Genomic DNA, 24,999 nt, shown 5'->3' with positions numbered 1-24,999 from the left:
GGTTTGGCGGAAGACTGCTGCATTCTCATCATCGACGACAACATCGACGACCGCGAGGTCTATCGGCGCATTCTGGGCCGCGTCTCCAGCACGGCCTATACCGTCCTCGAGGCGGAGACGGGTGAAGAGGGCCGCGCTCTCAACAGCCGGAAACGGCCGAACTGCATCCTGCTCGACTATTCGCTGCCAGGGCGCGACGGGCTCGGTGTTCTTGCCGATATTCTGGAGGACGATCCCGTCGCCAACGTCATCATGCTGACCGGTCAAGGCAGCGAAACCGTTGCCGTCGAGGTGATGAAGAGCGGCGCGCGCGACTATCTCACCAAGGATTCCCTTTCACCCGAAACGCTGCATCGCTGCATCCAGAACGCCATCATGCACGGCATGCTGGAAGCCCAGCTGGAGCAGAAGCGGCAATCGCTTGAGATCTTCACACGCGCCATGGCGCATGACCTGAAGGAGCCGCTGAGGACGATCAAGTCCTTCAGCCGGATCCTGCACGGTTCTGCAGTGCTTCCGGCCGAAGACCGCGAGCTGCTCGATTATGTCTTGAGCGCCGCCGACCATATGGAAGACCTGATCGTCAAGGTCTCGAACTTCACCAAGCTCGAAGCCTATGGCGGGCCGCAGCTGACGCCGGTCTCGCTGTCCGATGTACTCAACCAGGTGGAAGACAATCTGCGCCAGCAGATGGAGAGCCGCGGGGCCGTCGTCATTCGCGGTGTGCTGCCGGAAGTGATGGGCGATGCGACGTTGCTGACCCAGCTTCTGCAGAACCTGGTGTCGAATGCCATCCGCTACTGCGATCAAAAGGTTCCGGAGGTTCAAATCTCGAGCGAAGCGCGAGGGGGTAGCTGCCGCCTGACGGTGCGTGACAACGGACCCGGCATCGATCCCCAGCACCGCGAGCTGATCTTTCAGCCGTTCAAACGGCTCGTCGGCCGCGGCATCGAGGGCACCGGACTCGGCCTTGCCATCTGCCGCCGCATCGCGCAGCTGCATGGCGGCGCCATCTGGTGCGAACCGGACAAGGGTTCCGGCGCCACCTTCATCGTTGAGATGCCGCTTGCCGAGGCACGGCCCGCACTGCCCGCCGCATCAGCCGTTCCGCCCAGCCTGAAGCCGGCGGAGCAGCCGGGCGAAGGTTCCGGCAGGCTTGCCGAGGTTCTGCTGGTCGAAGACAGCCCCGCCGACATCCAGATCCTGAAGATCAAGCTGATGCGGCGGGAGAGGGTGACCTTCAACCTTCATGTCGCCACCAACGGACGCGAGGCGATGCGGCTGCTCGAAGAGCGCGCCGGCATCGCCGATGTGCCGCAGATCGACCTGATGCTGCTCGACATCAACATGCCGATCATGGATGGTTTCGAGGTGCTGAACGCGCTTTCGGCTGACGCCCGTCTGAAACGAATTCCCGTCTGCATTCTCAGCACCTCAAGCGATGAGAGCGACATGCAGCGGGCCAGAAATCTTGGCGCGCGCGCCTATATGGTGAAGCCGCCGACCCTGCAGCAACTGGAAGAGGCGCTCGAAGATGTCGATCATTTGGAACTGCTGCAGCGCGGCGATTCGCTTGCGCTTTGCGCGGAACAAAACTAAGCGGTGGTCATTGGCAACGGTATGACTGTCGCAGCTCTCATACTCGCGCTCCTGACGACGCCGCTTCAATCAGGACTGCTCTCGATGGTATCAGGCATACATCACGTTACGGCCATCACCCGAAAGGTGCAGGCAAACGTGGATTTTTACGCCGGCTTTCTCGGCATGCGCCTCGTCAAGCAAACGGCCGGCTACGAGGATGTGACGCAGCTCCATCTCTTCTACGGCGATTCGGCAGGTACGCCGGGTTCGCTCGTCAGCTTCCTCGTATGGGAAGACGGCGCGCCCGGTCGGGCAGGTTACGGCCAGATCAGCGAAATTTCGCTGGCGATCGATCCGGCGAGCATCGGCTATTGGCTGACGCGCGCCATGAACTTCGGCCTGCGTTCGGAGGGACCGGCCGATGAATTCGGTGAGCCTGTTCTCAGGTTGAAAGACCCTGATAATATCATCCTCAAGCTCACGGGCGCAAAGAACCTCACATCGCCTGCTGTCTGGGATGGCGCCTCGATCCCGGTCGAGCATGCCGTCAAGCGGGTGCGCGGCGCAACCATGCTGACGGAAAAGCCGGCCGAGAGCCGCAGCTTCCTCGAGCGCCACTTCGGTTACCGATTCCAGGCCAACCGCGGCACGATTGACAGGCTGGTATCACAATCGGGCGACGTCATCGATGTGCGCGATGCACGCGGCTTCTGGTCCGGCGCGCCGGGAACCGGCACCGTCGATCATGTCGCCTTCCGGGCCGCCGATGAGGAGGCGCTGCGTTCGGTTTCCAAGGCGTTGGAGAAGGCCGATGCATCGCCGACCAACATGCACGACCGCAAGTATTTCCGCTCGCTCTATGCCCGCGAGCCCGGCGGCACGCTGGTGGAGCTTGCAACCGACAAGCCCGGCATGACTGTTGACGAAGAGCACGCAGCCCTCGGCACCAAGCTCTTCGCGCCGCCGGGAGCGATCACCAGTCTCGACGACCTGAAGGTGGTTCTGCCGCAATTTTCGATGCCCGGCCAGCCGCGCATCAATTACCGCGAGCTGCCGTTCGTCCATCGCTTCTATACGCCGCCGAATCCCGACGGCAGTGTCTTCGTGCTGCTGCACGGCTCGGGCGGCAATGAGACGACGCTGATGCCGCTCCTCAACAAGGCGGCGCCCCGCGCAACCCTGCTCGGCGTGCGGGGCCGTGCGACGGAAGAGGGTTTTCCGCGCTGGTACAAGCGCATTACACCCTTCTCCTTCGACCAGAACGACATCAAAACCGAGGCCGAAGCCTTTGCGGCCTTCATCGAAGGCGCCGTCAAATCCTATGGCCTCGATCCCAACAAGACCGTCTATGTCGGCTATTCCAACGGCGCCAACCTGTTGAACTCGCTGCTCTACCTGCACCCGAACCTTGTTCACAAGGCCGTGCTGCTGCGCTCCATGCCTGTGCTCAGCGACTATCCGCATGCCGATCTGAAGGGCACGGACCTGCTCGTGATCAGCGGCAAGACCGATGCCTACGGCAAGTATGCAAGCGAGCTGGAGGACCGGCTGAAGAGTTCGGGCGCTACCGTGGATTCCGACGTCATCCCCGGCGGCCACGATCTCGGCGACGCGGATGTGCCGATCATCCAAAAGTGGCTGCTTCAGAGAATGGGGGATAATCCATCGCCGCTGGAGCAGCAGGCGGTCAAGCCGACGAGCGAGCCGTTCGGGCAACCATGATGCCGGCGAGCACCACGCTGGCGCCCAACGCCTGCATCGTCCCGATCGCTTCGTCGAGCAGCGCCCAGGCGAGGATTGCGGCGACGACCGGCTGAAGCAGCAGCGTCAGCGATGAAAAGGCGGGCGGCAGATAGGCCAGCGCATAGGTAATCGCCACCTGTCCGCCGGCATGGCTGACAAAGGCGAGGCCGAAGAGGATCGACCAGCCGTAGAGGGTCGCCGGCAGCATATGGCCTTCGAAGAAGAAGGCGATCGGGAAGATGCAGACGGCAGCCGATGCCGTGCTCCACAGCATGATGCGGATCGTATCGAACCGGCTGCGCAGCCTGCCGATCGCCAAGATATAGCAGGCATAGAAGAAGGCGGCGATCATCGCGGCGCCGTCGCCGCTCAAATCGCCATCGCCGAGCCCTGCCGGGCCGCCTTTCAAGATAACGACACCGGCGAGCGCCAGGACCAGCCCCAGCAGGAAAACGCCGCTGGTTCTCGCCTTAAAGAACAGGACGGCGATCAGCGTGACGAAAACAGGCGCGAGGTTTGCAAGCAGCGTCGCGTTGGCGACCGAGGTCATGGTGAGCGAGAGATGCCATGCGGCGAGGTCGAGCGCCAGCATCAGGCCTGGAAGCACCAGCAGGCCATAGTCGGGAAGGCTTCGCGGCTTCGGCCCCCTATCCTTCTTCATACGCGAGACGATGAAGATCGGGATCAGCGCCAGCGCCACACGCCAGAAGGCAGTGGCCATCGGCCCGGCCTCGGACAGTCGGACGAAGATCGGCGAACCGCCGATCGCCGCTCCGCCGACAACAAGCGCGGCAAGCGCCAGACGATTGGAAGGCGAGGCTTCGGAGAGGGTGGAAGCGGTCTGCGACATGGTCTCTATATTTTGAATGCCCGAATATTGGCGGCGGGCCATTGATTGGCGCGTTCGTAGCAGAAGTCGTCCGCCGGCGACAGTCGAAGAGCGACATCGGAACAAGAAATCAGGCCGGATGCCTGCTCTCCATGATCAACCGCAGCTTTGCGGCTATTTCGCCTGCGACGAAGAAGGCATGCTCGGTCACCTGCGGCAGCCCCATCAGTTCGCCGAAAGTGCCGCGCGCCAGCGGACCGGAGATCAACAACGAAGGCTCCGCCTTTCCCGACGGGCCGATCGCCTCCGACTGCTCGGTGCAGGCAAGACCGAGGCCGGTCGGATCGAGCGACAGGTGGCCACTTGCAGCAAGCGCCGCGAGCCAGGGCTGAGTCTCGAGAATGCCGCCATGTGCCGGCCCGGTGGTGACGACGACGGCGTCATAGCTTCGCTCCAACGACTGGCGCCGGTGGCGTGGCTGCAGGCTGCAAACGACAAGCTCGCCTTCAATGCGCGCATCGGCGACCGACCCGGCAAGAATTTCCAGGCGGCCGGCGGCAACCGCGGTGTCAAGCACGGCTTCCACCTGCGGCGCGATACGGAAACGATGCACATCCCAATAGGGACGCAGATGACGGACGAGACGGCGGCGTTCGTCGACCGGCAGCGCCTGCCAGAGTTCGTGTCCCTGCGCCCGCACCTGATCGATCACGCCATGCCAGCTTATGCCCTGCGCCTTCGCGGCCTCTATGTCGGCGCGGATCCTGACAAGCAGCGCAAGGGCGGAATGCGCGGCGTCGGAGACGAAGTCTCCAAAGAGCTGCTGCAGTACCGGCGCATGGCCGCGCGAACGCAGGCCGCGGCGCGAGATCGCCGTTACAGGCCCATCATGACCACGCTCGGCAAGAGAGGCGATGACATCGGCGGCGGTCAAGCCGTTGCCGATGACTAGCACCCGGTCATGCCGGCCGATCACGCCGAGCGCGCCCGGCTTGGTGGTATCGGCGACGAAGCGGGGATGGGCCGCCAAGCTGACGGCAAGCCGGCCGGGCGCTGCCGGCGGCGGATGGCTGGTGGCGATCGCAACGATATCGGCCTCGGTCACCCCACCTTTGTCGTCCTGGATCGACCAGCGGCCGCCCCGGCGCTCGAGACCGATCACGCGGGCGCGGTTGTGCAGCACGACGCCTTCTTCCAGCAGCGGCTTCAGCAGGGAGGCGACATATTCGCCGAAGAGCCGGCGCCGGGGGAAGAGTGTGCCGTCCGATTGCCTCGCCCCTGGATCGTCCGCCACGGCGTCGCGGGCTTCGATCCAGGCCTGGAACTCGCCCAGATCGTCGGGCTGCAGGCTCATCTTGGCGGCGGGAACATTGATACGGTGTGCGGGATCGTCCGTATCATAGGCAATGCCGCGGCCGAGCTCCGCGCGCGGTTCGAAGACCATGATGACCGGGGGCTCACCGCAATTTGCCCTGGCGAGATGATAGGCGACGCCCGCGCCGGAGAGGCCGCCGCCGATAATGGCGACGACGGGTTGTTCGGACATTGGGAGAGGCTTCAGATGCATGAGGGCCGGGATATTCACTTGCAATGCCCGAGCATAGATGCCGGACATTTCCCACGCAATCTCCCTCTCCGCAATTGTCTATAATTATTGTTAGGTTTCGAGTGCGACCCCTATCCCGCTATCGTGGTCGAGAATTCGGGAGTGCCGCGGATGGTGTTGCTGACTGTGCAGATCTCGTCTTCGGCGGCGTCGACGATCTTGCGGCGGGTCTCTTCATCGACATCGCCCTTGATCGAGAAGACGATGTTGAATTTCGCAACACGTGAGAGCCCTTCCGCCGCCTTCTCACCGGTGACATCGGCCGTGATCTCGCTGATCCTGTCGAGAACCCCCATCTGACTGGCTGCAATGCGGGCGCTGAGCACGAGACAGGCCGAGAGCGAGGCATAGAGCAGATCGAGCGGGCTGAAGCCCGGCTGTGAGGGGGCGGTGACGATATCGATCTCACCCTTGGTGGTGGACGTGACATGCGGAAAGCCGGTGCGGCCGAGGGTGGCGATGGCGCCGGTCGGACGGGGGCGTGCCTTGAGATCGGCCATGAAGAAATCCTCTGAGAATAGCCTCGCAGAAATAGCGAGTTACGCGTCGGCTCGCAACGACGGCGCAATGCTTGTCACGGAACCTTTCCATCCGTCATCAGTTGACTACACCTGAACGAAATCAGCGACAAAGGTGCATAGCGATGCCGCATGCCCGCAACATGCATCGTCAGGACCGGCGGATGGACGCCCGCGACCGGCTGATCGTCGCGCTCTATGCACAGCTGAAGGCTGAGCGGGAAACGCGCGAGACGCTGGAATGGGCGATCCGCAACGGCGCCATCTCGCAGGAGGTGCTGGAGGCGATCGCGGCCGATCCGGTTCCCGTCGTTACCAGCGAGGACATCGCCTCCCTTGAGAAAATCATCGCGCTCGATGAAAGGCGCAAACCAAATCGGAAGCAAGCGTGATGCCGAAGCGTGCGCGATTTTCGGCCGGCATCATGTCACTATCGAACTGAAAAGAGGAGATCCGAAATGGCTGACATCACCTATCAGGTCGTGCCGCATGACAATGGCTGGGCTTACAAGCTCGGCGACACGCTGTCGGAAACCTATGCGACCGCCGAGGAAGCAATTGTCCACGCCAAGGATGCTGCGTCACGTCAGAAAATCGGCGACGGCGACGCGTTGCTTGCATATCCCTCGCCCGATGGCGGATGGGCGTTCCAGGAGCTCGAAACCGACAAGAGCAACGGTCGTCTGTGATTTTCAGCGGAGGATGGCATGACCGCGCGGGCAAGCTGGAAAGGTCATCTGAAGGTGGGCGACCTTGCTTGCGCTGTAGGGCTCTATACCGCCATCTCCTCCTCCGACCGCGTTTCCTTCAACATCATCAACCGCAGGACCGGCCACCGGGTGGAACGGCAATTCGTCGACAGCGAGTCCGGCAAACCGGTCGAGCGGGACGATCAGGTGAAGGGCTACCAGATGGAGAATGGCGACTATGTCGTCATAGAAGGCGACGAGATCGCAGAGATCATGCCGGAAAGCGACAAGGTGCTCAACGTCAAGGCTTTCATTGCCTATGACGATATCGACAAGCTCTATTTCGATCGTCCCTATTACCTCGCGCCCGTCGGCGAACATGATGAAGAAGCGCTGTCGCTGATCGTCCGCAGTATGCGCGACAGCAAGGTCGCGGCGCTCGCCGAAGCCGTGCTTTTCCGGCGGAATCGAACGTTGCTGATCCGGCCTCATGATGGCCACATCATCGCCACCACGCTGAACTTCGACTATGAGGTGCGCTCGGCTGACACGGTCTTCAAAGACATTCCCGACATCAAGTTCGACAAGGAAATGCTCGAACTCGCCGGTCACATCATCGAAACCAGGCGTGGCAGCTTCGACCCGAGCGCCTATGAGGACCGCTACGAAGAGGCACTCGTCGAACTGGTGAAGGCGAAGATCGAAGGCCGGGCGCCACCCAAGAAGAAACCGGCGCCCGAAGGCAAGGTCGTCGACCTCATGGAGGCGCTGCGCCAAAGCGCCAAGCGGAGCGGCAAGGCGGCGCAGAAGGCTCCGGCAAAAAAGAAGGCTCCGGGGCGCGGCGACAGCCAAAGGAAGAAGGCAGGCTGAGATGGCCCTCGAGACCTATCAGGCGAAGCGCAATTTCAAACTCACTCCGGAGCCGCGCGGCCTCAAAGGCCGCGCGAGCGGCAACAGTTTCGTCATTCAGAAGCATGACGCAACGAGGCTGCACTACGACTTCAGGCTGGAGATGGATGGAGTGCTGAAGAGCTGGGCTGTCACCAAAGGCCCGAGTCTCAACCCGGAGGACAAGCGTCTTGCCGTACACGTTGAAGACCACCCGCTGTCCTACGGCGATTTCGAAGGCATCATTCCAAAGGGACAATATGGCGGCGGCACTGTCATCGTCTGGGATCGCGGCACGTGGACGCCGCTCGGCGATGCGCAGAAGGACTATCGCGAGGGCCATATGGAATTCGAGCTCGACGGCGAGAAGCTGAAGGGTCGCTGGCACCTCGTGCGCATGCATGGGCGCCCCGGGGAAAAGCGGGAGAACTGGCTGTTGATCAAGGGAGATGACGCCGAGGCGCGCCACGACGGCGATATTCTCGAGGAGCGGCCGGAATCGGCAAAGACCGGCCGCCAACTCGAAGAGGTGGCGGAAAATCCGGACGCGACTTGGAAGTCCAAGTCGAAAGACGGCAGGCCGGCCGCCGCCAAGAAAGCGGCGTCGAACGACAAATCCCCAGCACCGCGAGAACGCGAGTGGCCGAAGGGTGCGCGCAAGGGCGCAATGCCCGATTTCATCGAGCCGGCGCTTGCCAAATTGAAACCGAAGCCCCCGGCTGGCGATCGCTGGATCCACGAAATAAAGTTCGACGGCTACCGTCTGCAGGTCAGGGTCGAGAACGGCGAGGTCAAGATGTTGACCCGCAGCGGCCTCGACTGGACGGACAAATTCGGCAAGCAGGTAGTCGCGGCCTTTGCCGCCCTGCCCGTGAAATCGGCGGTGATCGACGGCGAAATCGTCGTTGAGCGCGATAGCGGCGCCTCGGACTTCTCGGCACTTCAGCACGATCTGAGTGAAGGCCGCGATGATCGCTTCGCCTTCTATGCCTTCGATCTTCTTCACCTCGACGGATATAATCTGCTGAATGCAGCGCTCACCGATCGCAAGCAGCTGCTCAAAAGCGTGCTGCCCGGTGATAATGATAAGCTGCGCTACAGCGGGCATTTCAACGAAAGCGGCGGCCTGGTGCTCGACCATGCCTGCCGGCTCAGCCTCGAAGGAGTGATTTCCAAACTGCGCGGCAGCAAATACAACTCGGGACGCAAAGGCGATTGGATCAAATCGAAATGTTCGCACCGGCAGGAGTTCGTCATCGGCGGCTACGTGCCGTCGACCTCGATGAAGAATGCGATCGGCTCGCTGGCGATGGGCTATTACCAGGACGGCGAACTCAAATATGTCGGGCGCGTCGGCACCGGATATACAGCGGCAACTGCGCAGATGCTCTATGAGAAACTGTCGCGTCTGACGCAGAACGAGAATTCATTCGACGACAAGCTGACATCAGAGGAGCGGCGCGGGCTGATCTATGTCAAACCGCAGCTGGTCGGCGAGGTTGAGTTCCGCGCCTGGTCGGCCGATGGCAATCTGCGCCATGCGGCTTTCCGCGGCTTGCGGGAAGACAAGCCTGCAAAGGACGTGACGCGTGAGACGGAAAAGACCATGGCCCCTGCCCTGCCGAAATCGGCTGTGACACTCACCCATCCCGACCGCATCTACTGGCCGGACGAGGGTGTTACCAAGGAGGGGCTGGCGAATTACTACGCCCAGGTCTGGCGCCTCATGGCGCCTTACGTCGTCAACCGACCGCTGGCGCTCCTGCGCCTGCCGGACGGGATCAACGGCAGACAGCGGTTTTTCCAGAAGCACGCCTGGAAGGGCATGAACCCGCATATCCAGGAGATTACCGACCCTAAGGACAAGCAGGGGGAGAAGCTGCTCAGAATTACCGATTTCGACGGCATCGTGGCGCTGGTGCAATCGGCCACGCTTGAAATCCACCCCTGGGGCACAACGACCGGCAATTGGGAAAAGCCCGATATGATCACCATGGACCTCGATCCCGATGACGAGGTGGCGTGGGCAGATGTGATCGCGGCTGCTTACCAATTGAAGGAGCGGCTGGAGGCCGAAGGCCTCGCCGCCTTCGTCAAGACCTCGGGCGGCAAGGGGCTGCATGTGGTGACCCCGCTCATGCCGAAGGCCGGCTGGGCCGAGGTGAAGGGGTTCGCCAAGTGGCTTGCCGACAGCATGTCCGCCGACGATCCCGACCGCTATCTGGCGACGGCGACGAAGGCCAAGCGAAAGGGGAAGATCTTCATCGACTATCTCCGCAACGGTCGCGGCAATACGGCGGTCGCGCCCTATTCGACGCGGGCACGGCCGGGCGCCGCAGTCTCGATGCCGCTGGAATGGAGCGAACTCACGGCCGACGTCGGGCCGGCCTATTTCACAGTTGATAATACGCCGACCCGGCTCGACGCTTTGCCGCAAGATCCCTGGGACGGATTTTTCGCCGCCGCGAAACCGTTGGAAAAGAAGAAGCGTTAAATGGAACCCTCCCAGCTCTAACGCGACTTCCGCCCGCCTTCCGCCGTCAGGCTCTTCTTCAGCGCATCCATGATGTTGATGACGTTGCCGGTCGACTTCACCGGTGCGGTTTTCTTGGCGGCCGCCGCCTTCTTCAGGCTCTTCTGTTTGCCGCGGATCATCGATTTCAGCTGCTTCTGGATCGGGTCCTGCACCATGGTCGGGCTCCAATCCTTCGTCTCTTCCTTCACCAGCCGCTTCATCAGCGTCAGCAGCTTGCTGTCGATGTCCGCCTTGTCGTCGATTTCGGTCGAGGGTTTGCGCACCTCATCGCCGTAACGCAGGGTCCAGAGCACGATGCCCTTGCCTTGCGGCTCCAGGAGCACGGCACGCTCGCGGCGATAGAGAACCAGGCGGGCAATGCCGACGACGTCGTTTGCCTTCATCGCTTCGCGAATGACGCAGAAGGCTTCCACGCCGACCTTGTCCTCCGGCGCCAGAAAATGCGGCTTGTCGTACCAGATCCAATCGATCGAGCCGCGCGGGACGAAACTCTCGATATCGATGGTCCGAGTGCTTTCGAGCCCGACTTCCTCGATCTCCTCGTCCTCAAGAATGATATAGTCGTCCTCGCCGCGCGGGTAACCCTTCACCTGGTCCCGGTCAGCCACCGGTTTATGGGTAACGCTGTCGACATAACGGCTTTCGACACGGTTTTTTGTCTCGCGATTGAGGACGTGAAAACGCACCTTGTTGCTTTCGGTTGTCGCCGGCGTCAGCGAGACCGAGGCGGTGACGAGCGAGAGCTTGAGATACCCTTTCCAGAATGTCTGGCGTGCCATACTTCCCTCTCGCACACGAAGGGACATGGCAATCAACGGCACAAACCGCGCTTTGGTTCCGGGCCCGCACTTGGCTCAGATCGAGAGATACCGCTTCTGCCACGGCAGCTTCTTTTCCTCCCATGCGCGCGGCGTGAACGCGTCATAGGCGGTCTCGGCAATTGCCAGCATCCAGTTGCGGCCCTTGCGGGCCAACAGCACGCAAGACAATTCCATGCCGGGCTCGACGGTGATGGATGGCCGATTAGCGCCTGGGATATCCAGTCCCTTGTCACGCCACTGGATGACGATCTCATCGGGCTCGGATGTCCATTCCCCCGAGGCGACGGAGGCCTTGCCGTCGGAGTTGAAACGCAGCGGCGGCGCCACAAGGTTCAAGAAACTGCCGTCATTGTGGTAATTGCCGCCAATCTCTCCGGCGGCTGCTTTGCCCTTTCCCGACAGAACCATGTCCTGCCCGCATCGCATGAATATGTTGCGCCGGAGGCTCCCCGACCACGAACGATTGGCGAAGAAGGCAATGTCGCATCCGTTGATGACGTTATCATGGATGTCGATATCCTTGCGAAAGGCCAACTCCTGGTCGGAAAAGCCGCTCAGACTAATGCCGCGATTGTTGTTCTCGATCCAATTGTCATAGACGTGATGGCCGGCATGATCAGCCTTGTCGCCGATGCCGTAGCCGAAGGAATAGTCGTTCATCCTTCCGTCGCGCATGATGTTGCTGCGCACCACGGCATCGTCGCCGATCGATGAAAAGGAGAAGTTCTTGCCGCCGATGAAATTGTACTCGACGAGATATTTCCGGGTTTTGTCGCAGACCAGCGCGCCCTTGTTCGAGGTGCTCGTCGGCGACTGCAGGAAGAGGTTGCCGCGGATCACGACATCTGAACTGATATTGTCGTCGCTGTTCTGATAGGCGAACTGGCAGCAGTCCGCGCCCTCGCCCGGCGCCGCCCCCATGCGGTTGTTTTCCAGAAGAACGTTCTTCGTCTTCGTCAGATAGATGCCGTCGCCCTTGACATTCTCGGTTTCGCAGCGCCTGACGACGAGGTTGCTGCCGTTGTGAAACTTGAAGCCACGAGGTGAGTTCTTGACGACGACGTCTTCGACCACCGTATCGGAAAACACTTGATAGGCGAGGCCGATATCCTCTGCACCGTCGATGACCTCAGCCCGCGTGGATACGCCGTGAACTTTCTTTCGCAGGATTGCGGGCATCGGATCTCCATCGACGCGGTTACCGCACCCTTGGCGCATCTTCTCAGATGCGCCAAGGGTGCGGCTAGGCTTTGAGCTGCTGCAGCATTATGCTTAAATCAATTGCGATCTAAGACATACGCAGCCGCGTCGAATTAATGAAGGAGCATGTGGCAGGAGTTTGACGGCCTGCCTCGACTTCGCACGCCGCCATGAGACCTCAGAGGCTCACGCCTAGCGATCGGTCACCGCGTTTCCAGTATCCGCATCAACCGGCCGCGATAGCTGTCCAGGATAACGGCAAGCACGATGACGGCGCCGATGACGATCGGCTTGATGTTGTCGTCGGCGCCCAGCAGTTGCAATCCCGTCGACAGCACCTGCAGAATGCAGGCACCGACCAGCGTTCCGACAATCGAGCCCTTGCCGCCGGAGAGGCTGGTTCCGCCGATGATGACCGCAGCGATCGCGTTCAATTCATAGCCGATGCCTGCAACCGGACTGCCGACATTGAGGCGGAGCAGATAGACCATGGCGGCGATGCCGGCGGTCAGGCCCGAGATCGTGAACACCGCGATCTTATATCGTTTCGGCTCGTGCCCCGACAGCCGCACAGCTTCTTCATTGGTGCCGATTGCGAAGACGAAACGTCCGAACACGGTGTAACGCAGCACGAACCAGCCGACGAGGACGACGACGATCGCAATCAGAAAGATCGACGGGAAGATGCCCCAGAAAATCAGATTTCCGAAATCGACGAATGGTTGCGGCAGGCCGGTGATGGTGGAGTTGTCGCTGACGACGCGTGCCAGGCCGCTGGCGACATTCAGCATGCCGAGCGTGACGATGAAGGACGGCAGCTTCCACTTTTCGCAGACCCAGCCGTTGATGGCGCCAAGGAGCGCGCCGGTACCCATCGAGGCGAGCGAAGCGAGCACGATCGCCTGCCAGGGGGAGAACCTGGGGTCGATCATGATCGTCGCGCCGATGACCGTGCAAAGGGCCAGCAGCGAGCCCACCGAAAGGTCGATGCCGCCGACCAGGATGACAAAGGTCATGCCCGAAGCAAGCACGGTGTTGATGGCAATCTGAACGAAGATTTTCAGGAAATTCTCCGGCGTCGCGAAATAGGGCGCCGTCGCCGAGAAGAAGATGACGATCAGGACGAGGGCGATGGCAACGCCTGCCTCTTTCATCGAGATCCGGATCAGCTTGTCCCAGAAGCCTGTCACTTTCGCTTCGATCTTGGTTTCAATGTTGCCGGACACGACTGTACTCCTTGTAAGCAAGTGAGAGGATCCTACTCTCTTCGAATTGATCCCGCGCGATTTCGCCGGCGATCTTGCCGTCCGACAGGACGATGATGCGATGGCAGATGCCGATGAGTTCCGGCAGATCCGAGGATACGACCAGAACACCCTTTCCTTCAGCGGCAAACTTCCAGAGAAGCTCGTAGATTTCAGCCTTGGCGCCGACATCGATGCCGCGGGTCGGCTCATCGAAAATCAGCACCTTGGGACCGCGGAACAGCCATTTGGCAATGACCACCTTCTGCTGGTTGCCGCCCGAAAACGTTCTGACCAGTTGATGGACGGATGGCGTTTTGATGCGTAGCTCCCGCACAAGACGCTGCGCGTTTTCGTTCTCCATCCTGCGGCTGATCAGCCCCTTGCGGGAGATCTTGCCGAGGTCGGTGACCGTGGTGTTTTCCGCGCAGCTCATGTCGAGCATCAGGCCCTGCAGCTTGCGGTCTTCCGTCGCCAGGCACAGGCCGGCGGCAACCGCATCTTTCGGCGCATTGATCGCAACCGGCTCTCCGTCGATGCGGATCTCGCCGCCGGCTTTGACGTCAGCGCCGAATATGGCGCGGACCGCCTCCGTCCGGCCGCTGCCGACAAGGCCGGCAATGCCGACGATTTCGCCCTTGGCCACCGAAAACGACAATTCCGGGCTGTTTCGTGTCACTTTCAGACCGGAGACACCGAGCGCCTCGCCGAACACCGAGCTGTCACTGCGAAAGACGCCATGATCCGAGAGCGTTCGCCCGACCATCAGCTCAACGATGTCGGGGATGGCCAATCCGGACAGGGGACGCGTGATCACATGCTGGCCATCGCGCAGCACCGTGACGTCATCTCCGACTTCGAAAATCTCCTCGAGCCTGTGCGATATATAGAGCGTCGTCACACCGCGCGCCTTCAGCCGCTTCAGAATTTCGAATAGCCGATCGACTTCCTTGGACGTCAAGGTTGCCGTCGGCTCGTCGAGAACGAGCAGCTTGCTTTCATAGCAGAGCGCCTTGGCGATCTCGAGCAGTTGCAACTGCGCGACGCTGAGGCGACTGGCGAGCGTCGTCGGCGCCACATCGAGACCGACTTCCGCCAGCAGTTCGGCCGCCCGACGGTTCATTTGCTTGTAATCCACCAGCCCGTATCGACGCGGCAGATGCTCGAAGAGCAGATTTTCAGCGACGCTGAGATTGGAAAGGGGGTGGAGTTCCTGGTGGATGACGCGGATGCCGGCCTTGAAGGCCTCCAGCGGCGAGGCAGGATGATAGGGCTTGCCGTCGAACGAAATGTGGCCATCGTCCGGCCTGAACACACCGCCCAGCAGGTTGATCAGGGTCGACTTGCCTGCGCCATTCTCGCCGAGCAGGACGTGGCCCTTGCCGCGGCCAATCCGCATGGAAACATTCCTGAGCGCGACGACGCCCGGGAAGCGCTTGCCGATCCCCTCCAGCTTCAGGATGTGGTCATCTGCTGCGTCCGACACGTCCACCTCGTGCATGATCCGTTTGAGTTCCTTGGCCATCACCCACACATGCGCACTCCGCAAGCCCGCAACGAGCCCCGTCGGAGTGATCACCATGCAGTCGAGTGGCAGCGGTCAGCGCCGGCGGCAGCCGGCGCTTCCTTTCGCTTAAACCAGTCGGCGATGTCGATTATTTAAGGTCGCCTGACGTAACGAGCTTGATGTCGGTCTTGACCCAGCCGGTGAATTTTTCGCCGGCAAGTTCACGCATACCGTAGTCGATGCCCATGACCGCCATCTGCGCGCCATATTGCTCGACGGTGGCAAGCATCTTGCCGTCCTTGATCAGCGGCTGCACCGGCGGGATGTTGTCGAAGCCGACGACCTTGATCTTGCCGGCCTGGCCGGTTGCATCAAGGGCCTTGACGACGCCAAGCGCCATGGAGTCGTTGGCCGCCATGACACCCTGAATATCCTTATACTTCGTCAGGAAATTCGTCATGACGGTGTTGGCTTCTTCCGTCTCCCAATGGGCGGTCTTGCTGTCGAGAAGCTCGAGCTTGCCCGACTTGACGGAGTCCATGAAGCCTTCCTTGCGTTCCTTGGCATTATCCGCCTCAGGATTGCCCTCGAGAATGACGACCTTCGCGCCCGCCCCCAGATCCTTGGCCAGAGCATCGCCGGCGAGCTTGGCGCCTTCGCGGTTGTCGGGGCCGAAGAAAGCCAGGTCGATGCCGGCTGCCTTCTTGGCATCGGCATCGAGCGGCACGTCGATATTGATGACCTTGACCCCTGATTTCACGGCCTTTGCAAGCGGCGTGGCCATCGCCTTCGAATCGGCCGGGGCGACGACAATGATGTCGTATTTCTGCGTCACGAAGTTTTCGACGGCATCGACCTGGGCGGCAAAATCGCGCTCGTCCTTCATGCCGACAGCCTTGAAGTCGAACTTGTCCTTGCTCTCGGCCGCATACTTGTCGGCACCGGCCTTCATCTGCTTGAAGAACTCATTGGACAGAGACTTCATGATCAGGCCGACCTTCGGCTTGCCGGCTGCAAAAGCGGGCGACACGCCGCAAGACAGTGCGAGCACCAAGGTGCCGGCAAGTCCAAGCTTCAATGCCGCACGGCGCGGCGCACGCATCAGGACGGAATCACGCTTCGTATATTGGGACATTTCTCTCCTCCGAACGGTTCCGGGCCTATCCTCACCTGAGTGCCTTCGCTGATGAACCGTTTCCAACGCCACTTGGGTAACAACGGCCCGCAAGATTGTCAAGGCGGCGAAAATGGACAGAACCGGGCGGAGGCGGCAGCAATCCTGACCTTCTCAAGAATCAACGATGAACCGTTTCCATTGAATGCCGGCGTTTCTCGTGTTATGCAGACGCCGTCAAATTGACTGCGGCCCTTTGACGAAGGCGATGGAGACCATTAGCTGAAGCCCGATCGGGTGCCTCCACGTCCCCGAGACTGAAATGAAGGACATGTTCTTCCATTATGCCAAAGGTCGGAATTCGAGACGTTGCCAAATTTGCCGGCGTTTCCACCGGGACCGTCTCGCGAGTCCTGAATGACCACCCCGCCGTGACCGATGAGCTGAGGGCACGCGTCAGACGCATCATCGACGAGCTCGGCTATATGCCCGACCCGTCGGCGCGAAGCATGCGCAGCAAGGTCAGCCGCCTCATCGGCATCGTCATTCCGGATCTGACCAATCCCTTCTTTTCGGAACTCGTGCAGTCCGCCGAACAGGCTGCGGCAAGCCATGGCTACAACATCATCGTCATGACGTCTTTTGACGATGCGGCCAAGGAAGCAGACCGGATCGGGCAGCTGACAAGCCGGAAAGTCGACGGCATCATCCTCGTTCCCAGCAATGATTTCCATAGGCTCAAGCTGCCGAAGGGATTGCCGATCGTCGTCGTCGACCGTCTCATGCCCGGATATTCCGGCATCGCCTCGGACCACCGCGCGGGCGTACGTCTCGGCGTCGAGCATCTTTTGCAGCTTGGTCATCGCCGCATCGGCTTCATCTCGGGCCCCAGACATTCCGTGCCTGCCAACGATCGCCTCAAAGGTTACCTCGACGCCATGGGGCAGCCCGACGACGGCGGACAAATAGGGTCGCCGCTGATTGCCGAGGCGGCTTTCGATTATGAAAGCGGACGATCGGCGGGAAACTATCTGCTGGCACGCGCCCGCAGCGAACGGCCGACCGCGATCTTTGCAAGTTCGGATCAGCAGGCGATCGGCTGCATGAGAGCGGCACATGATCTGGGAATACCGATACCCGCAGCCCTTTCCATCGTCGGATTCGACGGCATCCCGCTCGCGAGCATGACCACGCCGCGGCTGACCACCGTCAAACAGCCGATTCAAAAGATCGCTGCTGCGGCAGTCGCGGTTCTTTTGAACAAGCAACCGACGCCCGGCATCGGACATCCCATCTTGCTCGCCTGCGCGCTTTCGCAGGGGGAAACGACCGCTCCACCGCAACCTGACTGAGGGTCGGCGGCAGGCCGTTCGTTTAGTTTTCCGCCACTCACTCGGACACAAGCCGCGGACCTGTCGCAACGGGCGGCAATCCTCCGATCACCACCATGCCTACCGCTGACACTCCCAGCAGCGGACAAATCTATTTGACGGATATCCTACAAGTGGATATGTCTATGGCATCTTCATCGCAGACGGAAATGACAAGGCATGCCGCTGAAATCCATGAAGCCGCTTACCCGTGCGCCTCTTCTTCACGTCTCCGTGCAGGAGAGCCTGCGCGCCTATATCAGCGACAACGGGCTCAAACCGGGCACGCTGCTTCCGGCTGAATCCGACTTGGCAAACCAGCTCGGCGTCAGCCGCAATTCCCTGCGCGAAGGCATCAAGGCGTTGGAATCGCTGGGTGTGCTGGAGTCGCGCCGGGGTGTCGGCATCTTCGTGAAGGCGTTCTCATTCGAGCCGCTGCTCGACAATCTCGCTTATGGCCTCGGCGGCGCGTTGCGACAGATCGAAGAAGTGATCGAGATCCGCCGCACTCTCGAAGTCGGGCTGATCGGCAAGACGCTTGAAATGATCGGCGACGACGATATCGCCGAATTGCGCGCCGCGGTGGAGCGCATGCGGATCCACGCGGAACGTGGGCAGTCCTTCGCCGACGAAGACCAGCTTTTTCATACCCTGCTCTTCCGCTGCCAGAACAACGAGACGCTTGCCCGGCTGATCGATGTGTTCTGGCTCGCCTTCTACAAGGCGTCCGATTTCGTCAACCTCGACAATGTCGACCCCGTCGCCACCTGGAGGGATCACGCGGCGATCGTCGACGCCATCGAAGCGAAGGACGTCGCGGAAGCGCAGAAGCGCCTGGACCGCCATTATGACGGCATTTCCCGGGTGATCGCAGCCAACAAGAAAAGTGCAAATCTGGGAGGAGCACAATGAAACGACTGCAAAGACTATCATCGGCCATCGCATTGACTGCTTTGATGGCGACGACCGTCGCCCCAGCCTTCACCGGCCCCGCGCAGGCGGCCACGCTGTCGGGCGGCTTCGATGTCGGGCCTGGTGGTTTCCAGGGCAATTTCAATCCGCTCGCCGCGACGGGCGGCTTCACATGGCTCAGCGTCTATTTCGAGCCGCTAGTGGCCTATGACGAGAAGCTCGAGAAGGTCGTCGGCCAGCTTGCTTCGTCCTACGAGGTCAGTCCCGACCAATTGACCTACACCTTCATGCTCGCCGATGCGAAATGGCACGACGGCAAGCCTTTCACGGCAAAGGACGCCAAGTTCACCATCGAGCTTGCCAAGAACGCCAAGACCGGCTCCGTCTTGGCGGCGCGGCTGAATGCCGTATCCTCGGTCGAGGCAAAGGACGACAAGACCCTGGTGATCAAGTTGTCGGCCCCGTCCGCAAGCCTGATGGACACGCTGACGAAGGTGATGATGCTGCCGGAGCACGCGCTTTCGCAGATCCCAGCCGATCAGCTCGCCAAGAATACGTGGTGGTCCACGGCGCCGATCGGCACCGGGCCGTTCAAGTTCAGCAAATATGTCACCGATCAATATGTCGAACTTGCCGCCAACACCGACTACCGGGGCGGCAAACCGGCGCTCGAAAAGATCATCAACCGCTATTTCGCCAATCCGGCAGCGGCGATCGCCGCATTGCGCGCCGGCGAGATCCAGTTCACCTATGTCGATTCCAACGATCTGAAGGCCTTCAACGACAATAAGGATTTCCGCGTCATCGAAGGCAACTCCTTCGTCGTCAACTATCTCGGTTTCAACCACGACTCACCCATCTGGAAGGATGTTCGGGTCCGTCAGGCGGTGATGTATGCGATCAATCGCGATGCGATCATCCAGAGCCTTTACGGCGGCGCCGCCGAACCGGCAAACTGCGCCTATGTCGCCGATCAGGTGGTGCCGAAAGGCATCGAGACCTATGCCTATGATCCGGAAAAGGCCAAACAGCTGCTGAAGGAAGCCGGCTGGGATGAGATCAACGGCAACAAGCCGATCACGCTTCTGACCTATTACACGACGCCGCTTGCCGCCAATGTCATGGCGGCGATCCAGGCGATGCTCGCCCAGGTCGGCATCAACGTCACGCCGCGCGCCGTCGACACCCCGACCTATAACAGCATCGTGCTCAACCCGACGCCTGACATCGCACAATTTCAGATGGTCTATGCCGGCCTGCAGAACGGCCCGGATCCGGGCAGCATCAATGTCGGCCTCAACGAAAAGCAGATCCCGCCGGCCGGCCCCAACGTCGCGCGTGTGCGCATGCCTGTGCTGACGGCCGCTCTCGACGCGGCACTTGGCGAGACGGATGCTGCAAAGCGCTCCGCCCGCTACCAGGAGGTCTGCAAGGTGATGAACAAGGAACTGCCATGGGGTCCGCTGTGGGTGGCGAAACGCTATGGCGTCGCCTCCGCCAGGCTGAAGGACTTCGTCTGGACGCCTGCTCCCGGCGGCGGCCCTTATCAGGCGCATCCGGAGAAATGGGCGATCGCCGAATAGGGCGTCACGCATCCTGAGAAGCAAAGGGCGGCCGGGTCACGGTAGCGCCACGCATCTTTCGAGGCGCAGTGGCCCGCCCGCACGGGAACGGATTTCATGCTGAGATACAGTCTCCGGCGTCTGCTGATCGGAGTGGGCATGCTGCTTGCCTTGAGCGTGCTGATCTTCGCCATGCTGCGCCTCACGCCGGGCGATCCGATCGACGCCTATATCGATCCCAATATTCCGATGTCGTCGTCGGATCTGGCCGAGCTGCGCGCCACGCTCGGACTCGATCAGCCGCTGCCGGTGCAGTATCTTGGCTGGCTGCGGCAGGCGCTGACGGGAAATCTCGGCTATTCGATCAAGCGACCAGACCAGCCGGTGCTCGGCCTCGTGCTCTCGCGCGTCGGCCCGACAGTGCTCCTGATGGGATCGGCGATTGCGATCGCGATCGTTGCGGGCATCGCCACCGGCATTGTCGGTGCGGTTCGCCGCAATTCCGTCGCCGACCTGTCCCTTTCAGTCTTCGCAGTCACCGGTATTTCCAGTCCACCCTTCCTCAGCGCTCTTGTCGGCCTCTACCTCTTTTCGGTCTATTTTAACTGGATGCCATCAGGCGGCATGCTGACGCCCGGCCAGGAATTTTCTGTCGCCGACCTTCTCCATCACCTCATCCTGCCCGCGACATTGCTGGCCGCCGCGCAGACAGCCCTGATCATGCGCTACATGCGCGCTTCGATGCTGGAGGTCCTGAACCAGGACTATGTGCGCACCGCGCGCGCCAAGGGCGTCTTCGAATTCTGGGTCATCACCAAACACGCCTTGCGCAATGCGCTGCTTCCCGTCATCACGCTGATCGGCTCGACCATCGGCCTTGCGATTGGTGGCGCGATCTTCATCGAAAGCGTGTTCAACTGGCCGGGCATGGGCCTGCTCATGGTCGATGCCGTGGAGGGCCGCGATTACCCGGTCATCATGGGTTCGACGCTGGTGATCGGCGCCTGCGTGATCGTCGTCAATCTTCTGACCGACCTTGCCTATGCGGTGGTCGATCCGCGCATCAAGGTGGTCTGAGCGATGCTGGCACGAAACCCCGCCCGCAGCCCGGGCCCGATCGTACGCTCCCTGCATCGCTTCCTGCTCAACCGGACTGCCTTGCTCGGCCTCGGCATCATCGCGCTGATGATCGTCGCGATCCTTTCCTATCCGCTGTGGTGGAGCTTCAAACCCAACGACATCGATCTCATCGCGATGAATGCGCCGCCGGGGCCGACACACTGGTTCGGCACCGACGGGGTCGGCCGCGACATCCTCGCCCGGGTCCTGGACGGCGGTCGCATTTCGCTGCTGGTGGCCCTCACCTCGACCGTCATTTCCGCCATCATAGGCTTCCTGGTCGGCGCCGTCTCGGCGCTTGCCGGCCGCTGGGCGGACGCAGTCACGATGCGTTTCGTCGATCTCGTCATGACGCTGCCGCCGGTCATCTTCCTGCTGGTGCTCGCCTCGATCGCCGGCACCGGCATCTGGCCGACGGTCTTCGTCATCTCCCTTCTCTCCTGGCCTCTGCTGGCGCGAATGGTGCGCTCGCGGCTGCTCGAACTTCGTGAACGCGACTTTGTGATGGCGGCGAGAGGCATGGGGGCGGGTCTGCCGCATCTCCTCTTCCGCCACGGACTGCCGAACTCGATCGACATCCTCGTCGTCTTCGCGACCCTGCAGATCGCCAACGCCATCCTGCTCGAGGCCGGCCTTTCCTTCCTCGGGCTCGGCATTGCGCCGCCGGCGGCAAGCTGGGGCAACATGCTGAATGCCGCCCGCTCCACCGCCGTGCTCGAACAATACCCCTGGCAGTGGCTGTTTCCCGGCGGCTTCCTGGTACTTGCCGTGCTTGCAATCAACTTCATTGGCGATGGTCTTCGCGACGCCTTCGACCCTCGCGCCGAATTAAACTGACGATCGAAAGAAAGCGAAAATGAGCAAATTCAAGGGTGTCGTTCCTCCTGTCATAACCCCGCTGAACAAAGATTACACGGTCGACTACCCGTCCTACACGCGGGTGCTCGAAAATCTGATCGAGGCCGGATGCCATGGCCTCTTCGTGCTCGGCTCGACCAGCGAGGTGATCTTCCATGACGAAAGGACCCGGCAGGACATCATCGAGCATTCGGCCAAAGTCATCAACGGTCGCGTGCCGCTGATCGTCGGTGTCATCGATCCGACCACCGACAGGGTCATCAACCATGCCAGGACCGCGAAGTCGGCCGGCGCCGACGCGGTTGTCGTCACGGCGCCGTTCTACACGGTCACCAGCCAGGCCGAGATCATCGATCACTTCCGCTATATCCGCGATGGCGTCGACGTGCCGCTGGTCGCCTATGACATTCCCGTCTGCGTGCATGTGAAACTGCAGCGCCACACCACCGTGACGCTTGCCAAGGAGGGAACGATCGTCGGCATCAAGGATTCGAGCGGCGACGACGGCAATTTCCGTTACGTGCTGCTCGATCTCGTCGACAACGAGGACGTCTTCCTGATGACCGGCTCCGAAATCGTCGTCGATACGGCGCTGCAGATGGGCGCCCATGGCGTCGTGCCCGGCATCGCCAATGTCGATCCGCATGGCTACGTCAGGCTCTGGAATGCCGCCCAGCGCGGTGACTGGGTCGCGGCCCGCAAGGAGCAGGAGCGCCTCTGCCGGCTGTTCGAGATCGTCTCGGTCGGCGCGGGCCGCGTCAGCGGCGGCGCCGCCGGCATCGGCGCCTTCAAGGCGGCGATGAAGCGCCTCGGGATCATCGACACGGCGCTGATGCCGCGTCCGCGCGCGGCTCTCAACGAGGTCGAAACGGCAAGGATCGACGAAATTCTTCGCGCGACGGGCCTGCTTTCCTGATGGATGCCATGCAACAGACCGCCGACACCATTCTCGACGTCAGGGGGCTGCGGACCGTCTTCCGCATCCGCTCTGGCGAAGTGACGGCGGTCAACAGCGTCGATCTGACGGTGGCTGCCGGCGAGACGCTTGCTCTCGTCGGCGAGTCCGGTTCGGGAAAATCGGTCACCAGCCTTTCGGTCATGCGGCTTCTGACCCGCAATATCGGTGCGATCGCCGCCGGCAGCATCCATTTGAGGCGCAAGAACGGCGCGATCAGCAACCTCGTCTCGCTCGCCGAACCGGACATGCGCGCCATTCGCGGCAATGATATCGGCATGGTCTTTCAGGAGCCGATGTCGAGCCTCAACCCCGTCTACACGATTGGCGACCAGATTTCGGAGCCGATCCGTAGTCATCGCGGGATGGACCGGAAGGCCGCAATGGATGCGGCCGTCGCCCTTCTCGACAGCGTCGGCATTCCCGATGCCGGGCGCCGCGCCGGTCAATATCCGCACGAACTCTCCGGCGGCATGCGCCAGCGCGCCACGATCGCCATGGCGCTTGCCTGCGACCCGACGCTGCTGATCGCCGACGAGCCGACGACAGCGCTCGATGTCACCATCCAGGCGCAGATTCTGGCTCTCCTGCAGACGCTGCAGCGCGAACGCGGCATGGCCATGCTCTTCGTCACCCATAATCTGGGCGTCGTCGCCGAGATCGCGCATCGGGTGGCTGTGATGTATGCCGGGCGGATCGTCGAAACCGGGCCGGTGGGCGAGGTTTTTCGCAATCCGAGACATCCTTACACGATCGGCCTGCTGGCCTCGATGCCGAAGCTCGGCGATGCCAGCCGGATGAAGCAGGCGGGTGAAAGGCTGGCGGCCATACCAGGCATCGTGCCGAGCCTGATGAATATGCCCGCCGGCTGCGCCTTCCAGCCGCGCTGCAAATTTGCCGTTGACGATTGTCGCCTGGCTGTGCCGCCGCTTGCCGACATCAATCCGCGCCACAAGAGCCGCTGTATTCGCTGGCAGGAGATCAGATGAGCGAGCCCCTTCTCTCCGTCCGCGACCTCGGGAAACATTATACGTCCCGCGGGACCAAGCTGACCATCCTGCAGGACATATCCTTCGATATCGGCAAGGGCGAGGTGGTCGGGCTGGTCGGCGAATCCGGCAGCGGCAAGACCACGATCGGACGGTCGGTCCTGCGCCTGGTCGAGCCCTCCGCCGGCAGCGTCCGCTTCGACGGCACCGAACTCACCACCTTGTCCTCATCGGCAATGCGGCGCGTGCGGCCGCGGATGCAATATATTTTTCAAGACCCGTTCGCGAGCCTGTCGCCACGCATGACGATCGGCGAAATCCTGACCGAGGGGTTGAGGATCCAGGGCCTGGGGACGGCAAGAGAGAGATTGGAGCGCGCCCACGCCGCACTCGAACAGGTCGATCTTCCGCCGGAGGCCGTCAACCGGTACGCCCACGAGTTCTCCGGCGGCCAGCGGCAGCGGATCGGCATCGCCCGCGCGCTGACGCTCGCGCCGGAATTCATCGTCGCCGACGAGCCGGTCTCGGCGCTCGACGTCTCGATCCAGGCGCAGGTGATCAATCTTCTGCGTGACCTGCAGCAACGTCTCGGCCTGACCATGCTGTTCATCAGCCACGACCTCGCCGTCGTTGAATATATCTGCGACCGGGTGATCGTGCTCTATCTCGGCCGGATCATGGAAATCGCGCCCAGTGCCGAGCTTTACGCCAGGCCGCTGCATCCCTATACGCGGGCGCTTCTTTCCGCGATCCCCTCGCCCGATCCCGATGCGGCACGCGACCGCCAGATATTGAAGGGCGATATCCCGAGCCCTGCTAATCCGCCGAGCGGTTGCGTCTTCCGCACGCGCTGTCCGAATGCTCTGCCCGCCTGCGGCGAGACCGTGCCGGAGCTGCGCGAAATGCAGCCCGGGCATTTCAAGGCCTGCATCCGTGATGACCTGAACTGAAGGACGTG

The 24,999-nt window shown here is 61.6% G+C and carries 22 protein-coding genes; 14 read left to right on the top strand and 8 right to left on the bottom strand.

Annotated elements, in window-relative coordinates:
* Positions 1 to 3 precede the first annotated feature (3 nt).
* Together NXC14_RS03150 and NXC14_RS03145 are read left to right on the top strand one after the other, a co-directional pair.
* The gene (locus NXC14_RS03150; RefSeq protein ID WP_085776924.1) at positions 4 to 1,599 is read left to right on the top strand and encodes a response regulator; all 1,596 of its coding nucleotides are present in this window, start codon (positions 4 to 6) and stop codon (positions 1,597 to 1,599) included.
* 21 nt (positions 1,600 to 1,620) lie between these two features.
* The gene (locus NXC14_RS03145) at positions 1,621 to 3,303 is read left to right on the top strand and encodes a VOC family protein (RefSeq protein WP_245362123.1); all 1,683 of its coding nucleotides are present in this window, start codon (positions 1,621 to 1,623) and stop codon (positions 3,301 to 3,303) included.
* Here the strand turns inward: NXC14_RS03145 and NXC14_RS03140 are convergent.
* The 3 genes from NXC14_RS03140 to NXC14_RS03130 form a co-directional block, all read right to left on the bottom strand.
* Positions 3,269 to 4,174 carry a DMT family transporter gene (locus tag NXC14_RS03140; protein WP_085779962.1) on the bottom strand — a complete coding sequence of 302 codons (906 nt, stop codon included), beginning with the start codon at positions 4,172 to 4,174 and terminating at the stop codon, positions 3,269 to 3,271. The two genes, NXC14_RS03145 and NXC14_RS03140, sit on opposite strands and share 35 nt — an antisense overlap.
* 109 nt (positions 4,175 to 4,283) lie before the next feature.
* Positions 4,284 to 5,768, bottom strand: coding sequence for an FAD/NAD(P)-binding protein (locus tag NXC14_RS03135; RefSeq protein ID WP_085776923.1), 1,485 nt, complete (start codon positions 5,766 to 5,768; stop codon positions 4,284 to 4,286).
* A gap of 62 nt (positions 5,769 to 5,830) precedes the next feature.
* Positions 5,831 to 6,259, bottom strand: a complete 429-nt coding sequence (locus NXC14_RS03130; protein ID WP_085776922.1) for an OsmC family protein — start codon at positions 6,257 to 6,259, stop codon at positions 5,831 to 5,833.
* A 143-nt stretch (positions 6,260 to 6,402) separates the two neighbouring features.
* On the opposite strand from NXC14_RS03130, the gene NXC14_RS03125 reads away from it, so the two are divergent.
* From NXC14_RS03125 to ligD, 4 genes are all read left to right on the top strand, one after another.
* Entirely contained in the window at positions 6,403 to 6,669 is a 267-nt protein-coding gene (locus tag NXC14_RS03125; protein ID WP_085776921.1) for a hypothetical protein, read from the top strand.
* Positions 6,670 to 6,735: 66 nt separating this feature from the next.
* Entirely contained in the window at positions 6,736 to 6,966 is a 231-nt protein-coding gene (locus NXC14_RS03120) for a DUF2188 domain-containing protein (RefSeq protein WP_077992584.1), read from the top strand.
* A gap of 18 nt (positions 6,967 to 6,984) precedes the next feature.
* Positions 6,985 to 7,836, top strand: a complete 852-nt coding sequence (locus NXC14_RS03115; protein WP_085776920.1) for a Ku protein — start codon at positions 6,985 to 6,987, stop codon at positions 7,834 to 7,836.
* Between the two features lies 1 nt (position 7,837).
* Positions 7,838 to 10,348: a DNA ligase D gene (gene ligD / locus NXC14_RS03110; protein ID WP_085776919.1), complete on the top strand. Its 2,511-nt coding sequence runs from the start codon at positions 7,838 to 7,840 to the stop codon at positions 10,346 to 10,348.
* A 17-nt stretch (positions 10,349 to 10,365) separates the two neighbouring features.
* Here ligD and NXC14_RS03105 read toward each other — a convergent pair whose 3' ends face one another.
* The 5 genes from NXC14_RS03105 to NXC14_RS03085 form a co-directional block, all read right to left on the bottom strand.
* A complete protein-coding gene (locus tag NXC14_RS03105; protein ID WP_085776918.1) occupies positions 10,366 to 11,169 on the bottom strand; it encodes a Ku protein in 804 nt (267 codons plus the stop codon).
* Between the two features lie 75 nt (positions 11,170 to 11,244).
* Positions 11,245 to 12,390 (bottom strand): right-handed parallel beta-helix repeat-containing protein, encoded by a 1,146-nt coding sequence (locus NXC14_RS03100; RefSeq protein ID WP_085776917.1) that lies wholly within the window; start codon positions 12,388 to 12,390, stop codon positions 11,245 to 11,247.
* 224 nt (positions 12,391 to 12,614) lie between these two features.
* Complete coding sequence (locus NXC14_RS03095; RefSeq protein ID WP_085776916.1) at positions 12,615 to 13,637, bottom strand: ABC transporter permease; 1,023 nt, start codon at positions 13,635 to 13,637, stop codon at positions 12,615 to 12,617.
* Positions 13,621 to 15,156, bottom strand: coding sequence for a sugar ABC transporter ATP-binding protein (locus tag NXC14_RS03090; protein WP_085779960.1), 1,536 nt, complete (start codon positions 15,154 to 15,156; stop codon positions 13,621 to 13,623). The genes NXC14_RS03095 and NXC14_RS03090 overlap by 17 nt, the downstream gene beginning before the upstream one ends.
* A gap of 154 nt (positions 15,157 to 15,310) precedes the next feature.
* Complete coding sequence (locus NXC14_RS03085; protein WP_085776915.1) at positions 15,311 to 16,297, bottom strand: sugar ABC transporter substrate-binding protein; 987 nt, start codon at positions 16,295 to 16,297, stop codon at positions 15,311 to 15,313.
* Between the two features lie 323 nt (positions 16,298 to 16,620).
* On the opposite strand from NXC14_RS03085, the gene NXC14_RS03080 reads away from it, so the two are divergent.
* The 8 genes from NXC14_RS03080 to NXC14_RS03045 all read left to right on the top strand — a co-directional run bounded on the left by NXC14_RS03080 (position 16,621) and on the right by NXC14_RS03045 (position 24,991).
* Positions 16,621 to 17,628: a LacI family DNA-binding transcriptional regulator gene (locus NXC14_RS03080; RefSeq protein ID WP_085776914.1), complete on the top strand. Its 1,008-nt coding sequence runs from the start codon at positions 16,621 to 16,623 to the stop codon at positions 17,626 to 17,628.
* Positions 17,629 to 17,826: 198 nt separating this feature from the next.
* Positions 17,827 to 18,558 (top strand): FadR/GntR family transcriptional regulator, encoded by a 732-nt coding sequence (locus NXC14_RS03075; RefSeq protein ID WP_085776913.1) that lies wholly within the window; start codon positions 17,827 to 17,829, stop codon positions 18,556 to 18,558.
* On the top strand, positions 18,555 to 20,141 hold the full coding sequence (locus tag NXC14_RS03070; protein WP_085776912.1) for an ABC transporter substrate-binding protein: 1,587 nt from the start codon (positions 18,555 to 18,557) through the stop codon (positions 20,139 to 20,141). The genes NXC14_RS03075 and NXC14_RS03070 overlap by 4 nt, the downstream gene beginning before the upstream one ends.
* Positions 20,142 to 20,237: 96 nt before the next feature.
* Positions 20,238 to 21,197: an ABC transporter permease gene (locus tag NXC14_RS03065; protein WP_085776911.1), complete on the top strand. Its 960-nt coding sequence runs from the start codon at positions 20,238 to 20,240 to the stop codon at positions 21,195 to 21,197.
* 3 nt (positions 21,198 to 21,200) lie between these two features.
* Positions 21,201 to 22,076, top strand: coding sequence for an ABC transporter permease (locus NXC14_RS03060; RefSeq protein WP_085776910.1), 876 nt, complete (start codon positions 21,201 to 21,203; stop codon positions 22,074 to 22,076).
* 19 nt (positions 22,077 to 22,095) lie between these two features.
* A complete protein-coding gene (locus NXC14_RS03055; RefSeq protein ID WP_085776909.1) occupies positions 22,096 to 23,013 on the top strand; it encodes a dihydrodipicolinate synthase family protein in 918 nt (305 codons plus the stop codon).
* Positions 23,014 to 23,021: 8 nt separating this feature from the next.
* Positions 23,022 to 24,041 (top strand): ABC transporter ATP-binding protein, encoded by a 1,020-nt coding sequence (locus tag NXC14_RS03050; RefSeq protein WP_085779959.1) that lies wholly within the window; start codon positions 23,022 to 23,024, stop codon positions 24,039 to 24,041.
* The gene (locus NXC14_RS03045; protein ID WP_085776908.1) at positions 24,038 to 24,991 is read left to right on the top strand and encodes an oligopeptide/dipeptide ABC transporter ATP-binding protein; all 954 of its coding nucleotides are present in this window, start codon (positions 24,038 to 24,040) and stop codon (positions 24,989 to 24,991) included. The genes NXC14_RS03050 and NXC14_RS03045 overlap by 4 nt, the downstream gene beginning before the upstream one ends.
* Positions 24,992 to 24,999: the final 8 nt, after the last annotated feature.

The sequence above is a fragment of the Rhizobium sp. NXC14 genome, assembly GCF_002117485.1.
Taxonomy (GTDB): Bacteria; Pseudomonadota; Alphaproteobacteria; order Rhizobiales; family Rhizobiaceae; genus Rhizobium.
The sequence above is the reverse complement of the archived record's forward strand: the minus strand, read 5'-3'. Positions and strand labels throughout refer to the sequence as shown.

Coding starts and splice junctions, on each gene's coding strand:
- NXC14_RS03120 (WP_077992584.1), top strand. CDS start 6,736: ATGGCTGACATCACCTATCAGGTCGTGCCGCATGACAATGGCTGGGCT.
- NXC14_RS03145 (WP_245362123.1), top strand. CDS start 1,621: ATGACTGTCGCAGCTCTCATACTCGCGCTCCTGACGACGCCGCTTCAA.
- NXC14_RS03045 (WP_085776908.1), top strand. CDS start 24,038: ATGAGCGAGCCCCTTCTCTCCGTCCGCGACCTCGGGAAACATTATACG.
- NXC14_RS03070 (WP_085776912.1), top strand. CDS start 18,555: ATGAAACGACTGCAAAGACTATCATCGGCCATCGCATTGACTGCTTTG.
- NXC14_RS03055 (WP_085776909.1), top strand. CDS start 22,096: ATGAGCAAATTCAAGGGTGTCGTTCCTCCTGTCATAACCCCGCTGAAC.
- NXC14_RS03115 (WP_085776920.1), top strand. CDS start 6,985: ATGACCGCGCGGGCAAGCTGGAAAGGTCATCTGAAGGTGGGCGACCTT.
- NXC14_RS03085 (WP_085776915.1), bottom strand. CDS start 16,297: ATGTCCCAATATACGAAGCGTGATTCCGTCCTGATGCGTGCGCCGCGC.
- ligD (WP_085776919.1), top strand. CDS start 7,838: ATGGCCCTCGAGACCTATCAGGCGAAGCGCAATTTCAAACTCACTCCG.
- NXC14_RS03065 (WP_085776911.1), top strand. CDS start 20,238: ATGCTGAGATACAGTCTCCGGCGTCTGCTGATCGGAGTGGGCATGCTG.
- NXC14_RS03135 (WP_085776923.1), bottom strand. CDS start 5,768: ATGTCCGGCATCTATGCTCGGGCATTGCAAGTGAATATCCCGGCCCTC.
- NXC14_RS03125 (WP_085776921.1), top strand. CDS start 6,403: ATGCCGCATGCCCGCAACATGCATCGTCAGGACCGGCGGATGGACGCC.
- NXC14_RS03075 (WP_085776913.1), top strand. CDS start 17,827: ATGCCGCTGAAATCCATGAAGCCGCTTACCCGTGCGCCTCTTCTTCAC.
- NXC14_RS03060 (WP_085776910.1), top strand. CDS start 21,201: ATGCTGGCACGAAACCCCGCCCGCAGCCCGGGCCCGATCGTACGCTCC.
- NXC14_RS03080 (WP_085776914.1), top strand. CDS start 16,621: ATGCCAAAGGTCGGAATTCGAGACGTTGCCAAATTTGCCGGCGTTTCC.
- NXC14_RS03130 (WP_085776922.1), bottom strand. CDS start 6,259: ATGGCCGATCTCAAGGCACGCCCCCGTCCGACCGGCGCCATCGCCACC.
- NXC14_RS03105 (WP_085776918.1), bottom strand. CDS start 11,169: ATGGCACGCCAGACATTCTGGAAAGGGTATCTCAAGCTCTCGCTCGTC.
- NXC14_RS03090 (WP_085779960.1), bottom strand. CDS start 15,156: ATGCACGAGGTGGACGTGTCGGACGCAGCAGATGACCACATCCTGAAG.
- NXC14_RS03050 (WP_085779959.1), top strand. CDS start 23,022: ATGCAACAGACCGCCGACACCATTCTCGACGTCAGGGGGCTGCGGACC.
- NXC14_RS03140 (WP_085779962.1), bottom strand. CDS start 4,174: ATGTCGCAGACCGCTTCCACCCTCTCCGAAGCCTCGCCTTCCAATCGT.
- NXC14_RS03100 (WP_085776917.1), bottom strand. CDS start 12,390: ATGCCCGCAATCCTGCGAAAGAAAGTTCACGGCGTATCCACGCGGGCT.